The organism is Salmonella sp. SA14318, assembly GCF_029866905.1.
GTDB lineage: Bacteria > Pseudomonadota > Gammaproteobacteria > Enterobacterales > Enterobacteriaceae > Salmonella > Salmonella enterica.
On the sequence record NZ_CP123282.1, the window covers coordinates 1059430 to 1072310 of the forward strand.

A 12881-nucleotide genomic window follows, 5' to 3' on the forward strand; every position below is an offset into this window, starting at 1 on the left:
TTGTCAGACATACATGGCCACCAGGCGCCGGGCAATCGTTGTACTCTAAGAGATTACAGTAAAGTAAAACAGCAAATTTAATCATTATCAGATTTGTAAAAGGAATTCATTTCGGTAACGACATTGCGCATGTAATAACGTATCTGGTCTTATTACCTTTGTAGTAAGAAGGCGTTATCTACTTGCGCAGTAGTCGCCCAGGAAGAAAAATAATTACCGAAGCTGTGGTCAGTTTTCAAAAAAGGATAAATAAATGAGAAATGTAATTATATACGGTATTAACTGGACTAATTGTTATGCCCTTCAGTCTATTTTTAAGCAAAAATATCCGGAAAAGTGCGTTAAAACGTGTAACTCATTAACCGCACTTTTGCATTCTCTATCTGATATGCCGGACGCCGGGCTGATTTTAGCTTTGAACCCGCATGAGCATGTTTATCTTTTTCATGCGTTGCAGACGCGGTTGCAGAACCGTAAAGTTTTGGTAGTGGCAGATCGCTTGTATTATATCGATCGCTGTGTGCTGCAATATTTTGGCGTTATGGATTATGTTTTAAAAGACGAACTATCCTGCGCTATCCGCTCGGATCGAGAGAAGCTTCGTCTTCCGGAAGCCTGGCTGCGTTTCTGCCACAGGCCACAAAAGAAAACCGTGGCTGCTACGTATGCTTTTAATGCCGGCGAGACGCCGGAAGAGGTATTGTTTAATATCAATCAATACGCCTGGTGGAATCTACCTCCCGGCGTCACTCAGGCGAAATATGCGCTGCTGATATTATTATCCTCCGGACATCCGGCAATTGAACTGGCGAAAAAATTTGGTCTGGGAACAAAAACCGTCAGTATTTATCGTAAGAAGGTTATGTATCGTTTGGGGATGGACTCTTCACCGCTATCGCTGTTCCGGGGACTGAAACTTGACGCGCATTTACAGCGCACTGCTTTTGCACATAACCCTGGTGTACTTGACGATAATTGCGCGTTACCGATTGCGGTAGGAATGAATTAAAATATTTTTTATCATTTATGACCATGTGTTGAGCTTTTATTATAAAAAAGATTTTTTGAGTAGTAATTCGTATATATAATCATCTGGAGGTGATTGGTTGCCTGGCTCAATCATTGAGGCATATTTTTGCGGGCAATATATTGAATCTGAAAAGTTAAAGATGATATTTTCGGTGCAGGAGCTATCATGTGGAGGGAAAAGTATGCTAAGTCCTACGGCTCGTAATATGGGGGCGAGTTTATCGCCTCAGCCTGACGTCAGCGGGGAGCTAAACACCGAAGCATTGACCTGTATTGTTGAGCGTCTGGAAAGTGAAATTATAGATGGCAGCTGGATTCATATCAGTTACGAGGAAACCGATCTCGAAATGATGCCTTTTCTTGTTGCACAGGCCAATAAGAAGTATCCAGAGTTAAATCTTAAATTTGTTATGTCAGTCCATGAGCTTGTTTCCTCTATAAAGGAGACCAGAATGGAAGGCGTTGAATCTGCCCGATTTCTCGTAAATATGGGAAGTTCAGGTATCCATATTTCAGTCGTCGATTTTAGAGTTATGGACGGAAAGACATCGGTGATTTTGTTCGAACCAGCAGCGTGTAGCGCTTTTGGACCTGCTTTACTGGCGTTGAGGACCAAAGCAGCTCTTGAACGTGAACAACTGCCTGATTGTTATTTTGCTATGGTCGAGCTGGACATTCAACGAAGCTCTTCTGAATGCGGTATTTTTAGCCTGGCGCTCGCCAAAAAACTTCAGCTTGAATTTATGAACTTAGTAAAAATTCATGAAGATAATATTTGTGAACGTCTGTGTGGTGAAGAACCTTTTCTCCCGTCCGATAAAGCAGACCGCTATCTGCCGGTGAGTTTTTACAAACATACTCAAGGCGTACAACGATTAAATGAATATGTGCAGGCCAATCCGGCGGCGGGAAGCAGTATAGTAAACAAAAAGAATGAAACGCTTTATGAGCGATTCGATAACAATGCCGTTATGCTAAACGATAAAAAACTCTCTATATCCGCTCATAAAAAAAGGATAGCTGAATATAATTCTTTACTTAAACCGTAATGAAATTATGAGGTTGCCTGCCAGAGGAAATCCTTCCAGCGCCATAAAACTACTCTATATTATGACCGTATGTTTCCTGAATAGCAGGCAAAAAAGTGTTAACCTTGCGCCTCTGGTACGATTTCATTACGCCTGTCGCGCCATGTCGCGTAAATAAATGCCGCAATAAACACGATGGCAAATAATACCACGATGGTCGGCGCTGGCGCGCTATCAAGATAAAAAGACAGATAGACGCCCGCAAAAGCGGTAATAACTGACAGACTCACCGCTAATCCCAGCGCGCGCGCAAAGCGTCGCGTCAGCAAAATGGCAATTGCGCCGGGGGCGATAAGCAGTGAGATCGACAGAATAATGCCCACCGATTTCAGCGTGGCGACGATAGTCAGCGCAATCATACATAGCAGGCCATAATGCAGTAGCGTCGTATTCAGCCCGCTGGCTTTCGCCTGGTGCGGGTCAAAAGCGTGTAGCAGGAGATCTTTCCATTTCAGCCCAATGATTAACGCAATACCCAGTGCAATAACTGACGTTTGTACGATATCCCCCAGCGATACGCCCAGCATATCCCCAAACAGGATGTGATCCAGATGCACTTCCGATTGAATAGAAACATAGAGCACCAGACCTGCGCCAAACATCCCGGAAAAGACGATGCCCATCACCGTATCACGCTTGATGCGGCTGTTATCGTCCAGATAGCCGGTCGCGATAGCGCAAAATAATCCGGCAATGAAAGCGCCAATCGCCAGGGGGATCCCCACAATATATGCCAGCACGACCCCGGGGAATACCGCATGACTCATTGCGTCGCCCATTAACGCCCAGCCTTTTAACACTAAAAACACGGACAGTAAGGCGCAGGGAATCGCCACAATGACCGAAACCATAAGGGCGTTCACCATAAAATCAAACTGAAAGGGTTCCAGTAACGTTGTTAAGAACATGTCGGCTCCTTCTGCAGGCGGGCGCGTCGACGGTTGGCTAACAGACCGTGTTTCGGGGCGAAAATAAAGGCTGTGATGAACAGTAAGGTTTGCATGACGACAATAATTCCGCCAGTGGCGCCATCCAGCCAGTAGCTAAGCCATGCGCCCAGAAAACTGGTCAGGCTACCAATCACGACGGCAATCATGAGCAGACGTGGAAAACGGTCGGTGAGTAACCAGGCCGTCGCGCCCGGCGTGACGACGAGACAGATTACCAGAAACGCCCCAACGGTTTGCAGAGCCGCCACGGTGGAGACGGACAATAGAGTGAAAAACAACAGCTTTAGTCGACCCGGATTAAGCCCGATAGAGCGCGCATGGGTTTCATCGAAAAAGACGACCATCAGATCTTTCCACTTTAACAGCAGAATCGTCAGCGAGACTGCGCCGATAATCGCCAGTTGCGCAATATCCGCTGGCGCGATCGCCAGCACGTTGCCGAGAATAATCGTCTGGATATTCACCGACATCGGATTGAGCGACACCATAAAAAGGCCGACGCCAAAAAAAGAGGAGAAGATAAGCCCGATAATCGCGTCTTCTTTCAGGCGTGAGCGTTGGTTAAGAAAGAGCATACTGCCTGCCGCCAGTCCGCCGGAAAGAAACGCGCCGAGCGAGAAGGGCAGCCCTAACATCCAGGCGCCAGCGACGCCAGGCACAATAGAGTGAGATAGCGCATCGCCAATGAGCGACCAGCCTTTGAGCATCAAATAGCAGGAGAGAAACGCGCACAGACCGCCCACCATCGCGGAGACCCACATCGCGTTGAGCATATACTGGTAGCCAAACGGCTCAACAAGCCAGTTCATGACGATTTTCCTCCGCTGGCCACGCGCCGGGAAATAAAGGGGCGCTCGTCATCGGTGATGATGTGCTCTTCGCCTCCGCTTAGCGCGATATGACGTAGAACGCCGCTAAACGCCTGTTCCAGATTCGCGGCGGTAAACGTGGTTTCGGTAGGGCCGCTGGCCAGTACGGTTCCTTTAATCATTACCGTATAGTCGCAAAACTCGGTGACGGAGCCGAGATTATGCGTTGAGACCAGCATCGTGCGGCCTTCATCGCGCAGTTCCCGCAGTAGATCGATGATTCGCGCTTCGGTTTTTACATCCACGCCGGTAAAAGGTTCATCCAGCAGGATTACCTGTCCATCCTGAGCGATGGCCCTGGCAAGAAACACACGTTTTTTCTGCCCGCCGGACAGCTCGCCAATCTGCCTGTGACGATATTCCAGCATATCCACCCGCGCCAGCGCGGCGTCAACACAGGCGTGATCATGCGCAGTGGGACGGCGTAGCCAGCCCATATGGCCGTAGCGTCCCATCATCACCACATCTTCTACCAGCACCGGAAATGACCAGTCCACTTCTTCCGATTGCGGAACATAAGCAATGAGGTTTTTTTTCAGCGCCTTGTTGACTGACTGTTGCAGGATAGTGATATTGCCCTGCGCAAGATGCACAAAGCCCATTAACGCTTTAAATAACGTAGACTTACCGGAACCATTTACGCCTACCAGCGCGGCGATTGAACCGCCAGGCACCTGAAAAGTGGCGTCCCGTAGGGCGGTATGACCGTTGCGATACGTCACCGTGACTTGATCAACGGTAATCGCAGATTGACTCATTGTTGACTCCTCAGTCCGTCGTTAATGCCGTTGACGATGGTTTCGGTCGTGACGCGCAGCAGATCCAGATAGGTTGGCACAGGGCCGTCAGCGGCGCTCAGAGAATCGACATACAGCACGCCGCCATAATGCGCGCCGGATTCACGCGCGACCTGGCGGGCCGGTTTATCGGAAACCGTACTCTCGCTAAAGATGGCGGGAATATGGTGCTTTTTAATGGTATCAATCACTTTACGCACCTGTTTTGGCGTCCCCTGTTGATCGGCGTTAATTGGCCAGAGATAAAGCTCTTTCATGTCGTTATCGCGCGCCAGGTAAGAGAACGCGCCTTCACTGGTGACCAGCCAGCGCTGATCGGCGGGAATTTTTTCCAGTTCGGCACGCAACGGATCGGCCATCTGGCGAATTTTCGCTTTATAGCGTTCGGCGTTTTGCTTATAGATCTGCGCATTATCCGGATCGTACTTCACCAGGGCGTCGCGAATGTTATCGACATAAATCAGCGCGTTTTCTGCCGACATCCAGGCGTGCGGGTTCGGTTTACCGTTATACGGGCCTTCGGTAATGCCCATCGGTTTGACACCGGTGGAGACGACGACTTCCGGCACGCCGGAAAGGTGCTGATAAAAGCGGGCGAACCATCGCTCCAGGTTCAGACCATTCGCGAGGATAAGCTGTGCCCCCTGCGCTCGTTTAATATCGCCGGGCGTTGGCTGATACTCATGGATTTCAGCGCCGGGCTTGGTAATTGAGCTGACTTCCGCTGCGTCGCCCGCCACGTTTTTCGCCATGTCGGCAATAACGGTAAACGTGGTGATGACTTTAAATTTCTCTTTTGCATAGGCTGGCGATAGCGCGAGTATCGCGACAATACCGGCAATCAGGAGTGTTTTCAGACGATGTAGATTCGTCATAGTATCCCTCGCAACAATGTGGTTAATTAATCATCGAATATAGCCTTTGCTATGTTATATAGCACAAGGTATGAATAAATGAAAATAATTCTTATTTGCGAAATGGCGACGATATGCAGTGATAGTGCTAAAGAGGGATAAGGTGTAAAATAAATACACCTTAATGTTCGGAGAGAACACGATGCCTGGTAAACGTATCGCTCGTGAAAAACTGACGATCAAAAAAATGATCGCGCTGTATGAAAGCCAGTGCCCACAGGCGTCAGCGGTGCAGGGGCATTACGACGCGCTGTTCGCCTACGCGCAAAAACGTCTTGATAAATGCGTATTTGGCGAGGAAAAACCCGCCTGTAAGCAGTGCCCGGTGCACTGCTATCAGCCGGCTAAACGCGAGGAGATGAAGCAGATTATGCGTTGGGCAGGTCCGCGAATGCTTTGGCGGCATCCTGTCCTGACCGTGCGGCACCTTATCGACGATAAGCGCCCCGTTCCGGAATTGCCGGAAAAATATCAGCGCAAGAAGTGAAGGGGAAGCGCCAGGCCTACGGCGCGCATCATCTCCTGGCCGGATCAGATCCGGCAACCCGTTACACTAACGCGTCTTTATCAATACCCAATCGCTTCATACGCGACAGCAGGGTGGTTCGTTTAAGCCCCAGACGCTGCGCCGCGCCTTTTGGTCCAGCCACTACGCCATTGGTCTCTTTCAGCACGCGTATAATAAGCTGATATTCATCTTCGCCTTCTTTGGCGCTTTCAGTCGCAACAGGCGAGGTATCGGGCGTTACGGCGGTAATATCCGGCAGCGACAGTTGTAGCACATTGCCGCGCGTCAGCAGCACGGCGCGCTCGACGACATTCTCCAGCTCGCGAACGTTCCCCGGCCATTCCATGCTGCTGAGCGTGCGCAGCGTTTCGGCGGGAATGCTGTCGATATTACGCCCCATTCGGCGGGCGATTTTGAAAGTGAACGCTTTGACCAGTAGTGGAATATCTTCCGGACGTTCGCGTAACGGAGGAAGTTGGATCGGAAAAACATTCAGCCGATAGTAGAGATCGTTACGGAATTCGCGATCGGCGACCATTTTTTTCAGATCGCGGTTAGTCGCGGCGATCAGCCGCACGTCGGTCTGGATCAGTTTATTGCTGCCGAGACGTTCAAACTCTTGCTCCTGAAGGACGCGCAGCAGCTTAGGCTGTAGCTCCAGCGGCATGTCGCCCACTTCATCCAGAAACAGCGAGCTTTTATCCGCCAGCTCGAAACGGCCAATCCGCTGCGCGCTGGCGCCGGTAAACGCGCCGCGCTCATGACCAAACAAATCGCTTTCCAGCAGCCCCGCCGGCATCGCGGCGCAGTTCATCTTTACCATCCTGCGCCCGCTACGTCCGCTCAGGTTGTGAATGGCGCGGGCAATCAACTCTTTACCGGTTCCCGTTTCGCCCAGAATCAGTACGGTACTGTCGCTCTGCGCCACCATCTCAACCTGCTTTAGCACGTTGTACATCGCTTCGCTGCGCCCGATGATCTCGCCAAACTCGCTGTCGACGTTATTAAGCTGCTCCGTGAGCGCCAGGTTTTCGTCGACCAGGCGTTCCTTCAGTCGGTGGATTTCCTGATAGGCCAGCGCATTATCCACGGCAATGGCTACCCGTTCGGCAATCTGACGCAGCAGCTTGAGGTTGGCGGTGGTAAACACTTTTTCTTCGCACTGCGCCAGTTTGAGCACGCCAAGCATCGTCTTGCCGGACATCAACGGCAGCAGGCAAAGCGTCTGGATCTGATTGCCCCAGGTATCGAACAGCATGCGTTCGTAGGGGGCAAGCGGATCGCGTTCGTTGAGGTTGATAAGCAGCATCTCTTTACTTTTAAAGACGCGCTCCGTGAGCGTGCCGACTTCGTCGACTTCGCTCTGTTCGTGCGCCGGATGATGCTCATCAAGGTAGTGGGTGGAGTAGATATTCAGCTTATTTTTGCGATGGCTGCGCAACACGATGCTGATTGCGTCGATATTGAAATAGTGGTGGATCTCTTTTGCGACTTCGCTTACCAGTTCATCAATATCCAGACGCGACAGGACGGCGTTAGTAATCGCAACCAGAATACGGAAGTTATCGCGTTCTCGGCACAACAGATCATAATCGACATTATTGTTTACCCGGTTTTGAATTTGCTCGGCGACCACGCCGACAATTTGGGTAAACGTATGCAGACGGTCATATTCCTTTTCACTCCAGGGACGATCTTCCTGACGGATGAATTCGCAGCCGCCGAAAATACGGCCCTCCGCGGCTAAAGGAAGCAGACAGTAATGACCAAATTCAGGGTAGAGGCCGCTCGCGGCAAGCTGCGGCCAGGTTTCGGTAAACTCATGGAAATTACAGTGCAATGCATCGGGGCGAGAAAGGATGCGACGTACCGGGCCGTGCGCCAGTACGGTTTCATCTTCATATTCAACAGGACGGCCATTTTCTCGCGTCGCATAATATTGTGCGCGTTGCGACTGCGCCTGCCATAGCACAATGCCGGCGCTGTCGGCGAGCGCTGAACGCTTTACCAGTTGCGAAAGCGCTTCACTGAGCGACGACAAATCGGGCTGCTGCAATAAGGTACGAGTGATATCGAACAAGCCTTGCTGTCCAAGATCGCTCATGGGTGTATACGACATGTTGCTTTTCCAGGAAAATACCGCAAAACGGTGCGAAAACGGTAAATGAATTATAGGTATAAGTCGTAAGTTATTGCCGGATGGCTGACCGCAAACTCGCTGGTCACACACTCCGTAGGCCTGATAAGCAAAGCGCCATCAGGCGTTAATGCAGCGTTAATGCCGGATGTCGACGCAAATGCGTCTTATCCGGCCTACAGTATGCTGCCAACAGGCTGCTAGCATATACGAGGTAATGGTTCGGCGTGTGGCAAATCAAGGGTTCGCTTCACGCCATAGAGTCCGGCTAAGCGAACGCCTTTGCGTTCCACGACTTCGCCAATCAGCGCCGCATCACGTCCCAGCGGATGCGCGCGTAATGCCGCCAACGCCCGATCTGCGGCCTGCCGTTCAACGGCAATCACCAGTTTTCCTTCGTTGGCAAAGTTCAGGGCATCCAGCCCCAACAGCTCGCAGACGCCGCGCACGGCAGGTTTGAGCGGTAGTGCGGATTCGGACAATTCAATACCGTAACCGCAGGACGCCGCAAACTCATGGGCGACCGCATTCACGCCGCCGCGCGTGGCGTCACGCAATGCCTTCACTCCGTCAATATGACGCAGCGTCTGAATAAGCGGCGTTAATACTGCGCAGTCGCTCGCCAGCTCGCCATCCAGCCCCAGTTGCTCACGCAGGTTGAGGATAGTGGCGCCGTGATCGCCAAGCGTACCGCTGACTAACAGCACATCGCCAACGCTCAGCGTTTGCGCGCCCCAGTGAATATCGGCGGGAATCGCCCCCATGCCGGCAGTGTTGATAAATAATTTGTCCGCCGCGCCGCGCTGCACAACTTTGGTGTCGCCGGTTACAATGGCGATACCCGCTTCCCGCGCGGTCGCCGCCATGCTATTGACCACGCTTTTTAACGTCTCCATCGGCAGCCCTTCTTCAAGGATAAAGCCGCAGGAGAGATAGCGGGGGATCGCGCCGCTCACCGCTACGTCGTTCGCCGTACCGCAAATCGCCAGTTTGCCGATATTGCCGCCGGGGAAAAAGAGCGGATCGATCACATAGCTATCGGTAGAAAACGCCAGACGGTCGCCCTCCGCCGTCAGTTGCGCCAGCTCCAGACGCGCCTGATCTTCTTGTTCCGCCAGCCACGGGTTGGCAAAGGCCTCCATAAACAGGCTATTAATCAACTGTTGCATAGCCTGGCCGCCGCTGCCGTGGGCGAGTTGTATATTGTTCAAACTTCACACTCCTGCTGACGATACTGATACCAGGCGGCGCATGCGCCTTCGGAAGAGACCATCAGCGCGCCGAACGCGGTCTCTGGATTACATGTTTTACCAAATAGCGGGCACTGATGCGGCTTGCATCTGCCGGTCAGCACTTCGCCGCAGCGGGCGCGCGGATCGTCATAGACCTGCTGTGGCGCTGGGCGGAAATGCGCTTCGGCGTCAAAGCGCTGATACTCTGGCGTCAGGTGGACGCCGGAGGATTCAATCACGCCCAGACCGCGCCACTCGCTATCGCCATTAACGCAGAACACATCGGCGATGGCCTGCTGCGCCAGCATGTTTCCGGCATCCGGCACCACGCGACGGTATTGGTTTTCAACCTGGCTTAGGGCCGCTATTTTCTGCTCAACCAGCATGACCACGCCTTGCAGTAGATCAAGCGGTTCGAATCCAGCTATCACCAGCGGGCGATTAAAATCGGCGGCGATAAACTGGTACGCCTCGGTGCCGATGACCATGCTGACGTGGCCTGGCGCAAGAAAGGCGTCAATGCCGTTGTCCGGCTGCTCCAGTAGGCTACGCAGCGTCGGGATCAGCGTAATGTGCTGGCAGAAAAAGTAGAAGTTTCGCACGTCACGCTGTTTTGCCTGCTGTAGCGTGATGGCGGTAGTCGGCATGGTGGTTTCAAAGCCCAGCCCGAAAAATACCACTTTGCGGGTCGGGTTATCCTGCGCCAGCTTCAGCGCGTCCATCGGAGAATAAACAATACGGACATCCGCGCCGCGCGCTTTAGCCTGCAACAGAGAACCCTGTTTCCCCGGCACGCGCATGGCATCGCCAAAGGTGCAGAAAATCACCTCCGGATGGCTGGCGATTTCCACGCAACTGTCGATACGTCCCATCGGCAGCACGCAGACCGGACAACCGGGGCCGTGAATAAACTCCACGTTTTCGGGCAGTAACTGATCGAGACCAAATTTAAAAATTGCGTGGGTATGACCCCCGCAGACTTCCATAATGCGCAACGGACGTTCGGCAGTGTAAGGAAGAAGGGCGGCGCGTTCACGCAGGTGTTCAATGAGCTGCATTACCTGTTCCGGCGCACGGTACTCGTCAACAAAACGCATTATCTCTCCTCACCATACAGCAGTGCGCCGACGTCCGGCTCAACATCAAACATATTTTGTAGCGCGTCGAGCGTGTCGCGCGCTTCCGCTTCGTTAATGACGCTCATGGCGAATCCGACATGAACCAGCACCCACTGACCCAGACGCGGCTGACCGTTTCCATCACAACTGCCGACTAATGTGAGATCGACGTCGCGCTGAATGCCGCAGACGTCAACTTTTGCCTGATTGCCGTCAATGGCGCGGATTTGACCCGGCACGCCTATGCACATCGCTGCGCCTCCAGCCAGGCCAGCCACTGATCCATGCCTTCGCCGCTGGTGGCGGAAATCAGGATAATTTCAATCTCCGGGTTCACTTCACGCGCGCTGGCGATGCACTTCTCAACATCAAAATTGAGGTAGGGCAGCAGATCGACTTTATTGAGCAGCATGAGCGACGCAGCGGCAAACATATGGGGATATTTCAGCGGCTTATCTTCACCTTCGGTCACGGAAAGCACTGCGACTTTATGCTTTTCGCCCAGATCGAAGCTGGCCGGGCAGACAAGATTACCGACGTTTTCGATAAACAGAATACCATGGTCATCCAGCGGCAGGCGCGGCGCGGCGTCGGCGATCATTTGCGCGTCAAGATGGCAGCCTTTACCGGTGTTGACCTGAATGGCGGGCGTGCCGGTAGCGCGGATGCGGGCGGCGTCGTTCACTGTCTGCTGGTCGCCTTCAATCACCGCGCACGGTACACGGTCTTTCAATTTCATCAGCGTTTCGGTCAGCAGGGTGGTTTTACCGGACCCGGGGCTGGACACCAGGTTGAGCACCAGTTGCTGGCGGGCAGCGAAACGGGCGCGGTTGCGCTCAGCCAGACGATTATTTTTGTCCAGCACGTCGATTTCAACCTCCAGCATCCGCCGCTGACTCATACCAGGCGCGTGGGTTCCGGCTTCGCCGTGGCCGTAATGCAGATCGCCTTCTGCGGTCTGACTTGGGGCAAAGTCAGGCGTTTTAATGCCGGTAATATTCAGCGCCGGGCGAGCCGCTGGGGCAAAGGGCGCGCTACGAAACGCTGAGTGCGGATTATGTTCATCGCCTTCTATATAAAGGTTGCCTTCAGCGCAACCGCAAGTCGTACACATCGCTTACTCCTGATCTTTTTCTTGTTACAGGCTTTCTGCCGGATGGCGACGCGAGCGTCTATCCGGCATTAATCTTCAGTTTCATCAATCTCTATGCGCCGAATTTGTAAGCCGTCATCGGCCACAATTCGCAGTGTATCGCTATGACATTGCGGACAACGACGTACACGGTGGGTTAACAACGTGACATATTGTTGACAATGCTCACACCAGCATTCGGCTTCCTGTTCTTCGAGGTGCAGTTTACAACCTTCTGCTATCGTGCCGCGGCATACCAGATCAAAACAAAAGGAAAGAGCGCTGGTTTCCACGCAAGAAAATGCGCCAATTTTGATCCAGACGGCTGTCACACGTTTTGCACCGTATGCTGAAGCCTGTTGTTCAATCAATTCCAGTGCCCGTTGGCAGAGGGTGATTTCGTGCATATCGCCTCCCGTAGTGGTTGCCCCTGTAAAGCAATATTTATGCCAATATTTGTATCCCCTGGCAGGTTAATGTCGACGATGACGAAATGACATGTCGTCACCGCGTCGAAACGGCAGTAACTGCGCTCGTCTGCCATTAAAAACAACAAGTTAAAAATTGGCATGGAAAATGCTTAACGCAGGCATCTCTGTTAAACGGGTAACCTGACATGACTATTTGGGAAATAAGCGAAAAGGCCGATTACATCGCGCAACGGCATCGTCGCCTACAGGACCAGTGGCATATTTACTGCAACTCGCTGGTTCAGGGGATCACCCTCTCGAAAGCGCGCCTGCATCACGCAATGAGCTGCGCGCCGGAAAGGGATCTTTGCTTTGTCCTGTTTGAGCACTTTCGTATTTACGTCGCGTTGGCGGATGGTTTTAACAGCCACACCATTGAGTACTACGTTGAAACCAAAGATGGCGAAGATAAGCAATTGATTGCACAGGCGCAGCTTGATATCGACGGCAAGGTTGATGAACGGGTTAACAACCGCGATCGCGAGCAGGTACTGGAGCACTATCTGGAAAAAATCGCCAGCGTTTACGACAGCCTCTATACCGCTGTAGAAACCAACTCGCCGGTTAATTTGCGCCAATTGGTAAAGGGACACAGCCCGGCTGTATAAGCCTGAGGCGTTGCCCGCTTTGATTCGCG

14 protein-coding genes are annotated in these 12881 nt (G+C 52.3%); 4 read left to right on the forward strand and 10 right to left on the reverse strand.

The annotated features are described in order from the left end of the window. Positions 1-253: 253 nt before the first annotated feature. Positions 254-1009, forward strand: coding sequence for a transcriptional regulator SprB (gene sprB / locus QEN32_RS05065; protein WP_001246666.1), 756 nt, complete (start codon positions 254-256; stop codon positions 1007-1009). 160 nt (positions 1010-1169) lie between these two features. After that, positions 1170-2078 (forward strand): type III secretion system YopJ family effector AvrA, encoded by a 909-nt coding sequence (gene avrA / locus QEN32_RS05070; protein WP_077946801.1) that lies wholly within the window; start codon positions 1170-1172, stop codon positions 2076-2078. 98 nt (positions 2079-2176) lie between these two features. On the opposite strand, the gene sitD is transcribed toward avrA, so the two are convergent. From sitD to sitA, 4 genes are read right to left on the reverse strand one after another with little or no spacing between them, the layout of a single operon-like run. Then, positions 2177-3025, reverse strand: a complete 849-nt coding sequence (gene sitD / locus QEN32_RS05075) for an iron/manganese ABC transporter permease subunit SitD (RefSeq protein WP_000480208.1) — start codon at positions 3023-3025, stop codon at positions 2177-2179. Continuing rightward, the gene (sitC, locus tag QEN32_RS05080) at positions 3016-3876 is read right to left on the reverse strand and encodes an iron/manganese ABC transporter permease subunit SitC (protein WP_001104336.1); all 861 of its coding nucleotides are present in this window, start codon (positions 3874-3876) and stop codon (positions 3016-3018) included. Before sitC ends, sitD begins: the two co-directional genes overlap by 10 nt. Further along, on the reverse strand, positions 3873-4694 hold the full coding sequence (gene sitB, locus QEN32_RS05085; protein WP_000083160.1) for an iron/manganese ABC transporter ATP-binding protein SitB: 822 nt from the start codon (positions 4692-4694) through the stop codon (positions 3873-3875). Before sitB ends, sitC begins: the two co-directional genes overlap by 4 nt. Then, the gene (gene sitA, locus QEN32_RS05090) at positions 4691-5608 is read right to left on the reverse strand and encodes an iron/manganese ABC transporter substrate-binding protein SitA (RefSeq protein ID WP_000182930.1); all 918 of its coding nucleotides are present in this window, start codon (positions 5606-5608) and stop codon (positions 4691-4693) included. Before sitA ends, sitB begins: the two co-directional genes overlap by 4 nt. 181 nt (positions 5609-5789) lie before the next feature. On the opposite strand from sitA, the gene QEN32_RS05095 reads away from it, so the two are divergent. Further along, positions 5790-6134, forward strand: a complete 345-nt coding sequence (locus QEN32_RS05095; RefSeq protein WP_001117938.1) for a nitrous oxide-stimulated promoter family protein — start codon at positions 5790-5792, stop codon at positions 6132-6134. Between the two features lie 61 nt (positions 6135-6195). Here the strand turns inward: QEN32_RS05095 and flhA are convergent, their stop codons facing one another. The 6 genes from flhA to hypA form a co-directional block, all read right to left on the reverse strand. After that, complete coding sequence (flhA, locus tag QEN32_RS05100; protein WP_265321975.1) at positions 6196-8274, reverse strand: formate hydrogenlyase transcriptional activator FlhA; 2079 nt, start codon at positions 8272-8274, stop codon at positions 6196-6198. A 218-nt stretch (positions 8275-8492) separates the two neighbouring features. Further along, on the reverse strand, positions 8493-9503 hold the full coding sequence (gene hypE, locus QEN32_RS05105) for a hydrogenase expression/formation protein HypE (RefSeq protein ID WP_001059959.1): 1011 nt from the start codon (positions 9501-9503) through the stop codon (positions 8493-8495). Next, on the reverse strand, positions 9500-10621 hold the full coding sequence (gene hypD, locus QEN32_RS05110; protein WP_265321976.1) for a hydrogenase formation protein HypD: 1122 nt from the start codon (positions 10619-10621) through the stop codon (positions 9500-9502). The genes hypE and hypD overlap by 4 nt, the downstream gene beginning before the upstream one ends. Beyond that, positions 10621-10893, reverse strand: coding sequence for a hydrogenase 3 maturation protein HypC (gene hypC / locus QEN32_RS05115; protein WP_116526231.1), 273 nt, complete (start codon positions 10891-10893; stop codon positions 10621-10623). Before hypC ends, hypD begins: the two co-directional genes overlap by 1 nt. Beyond that, positions 10884-11756 carry a hydrogenase nickel incorporation protein HypB gene (gene hypB, locus QEN32_RS05120; protein WP_000337636.1) on the reverse strand — a complete coding sequence of 291 codons (873 nt, stop codon included), beginning with the start codon at positions 11754-11756 and terminating at the stop codon, positions 10884-10886. The genes hypC and hypB overlap by 10 nt, the downstream gene beginning before the upstream one ends. Before the next feature lie 68 nt (positions 11757-11824). Beyond that, entirely contained in the window at positions 11825-12181 is a 357-nt protein-coding gene (gene hypA, locus QEN32_RS05125) for a hydrogenase maturation nickel metallochaperone HypA (protein ID WP_000544461.1), read from the reverse strand. Positions 12182-12390: 209 nt separating this feature from the next. On the opposite strand from hypA, the gene hycA reads away from it, so the two are divergent. Continuing rightward, positions 12391-12852 (forward strand): formate hydrogenlyase regulator HycA, encoded by a 462-nt coding sequence (hycA, locus tag QEN32_RS05130; RefSeq protein ID WP_000158074.1) that lies wholly within the window; start codon positions 12391-12393, stop codon positions 12850-12852. Positions 12853-12881 lie beyond the last annotated feature (29 nt).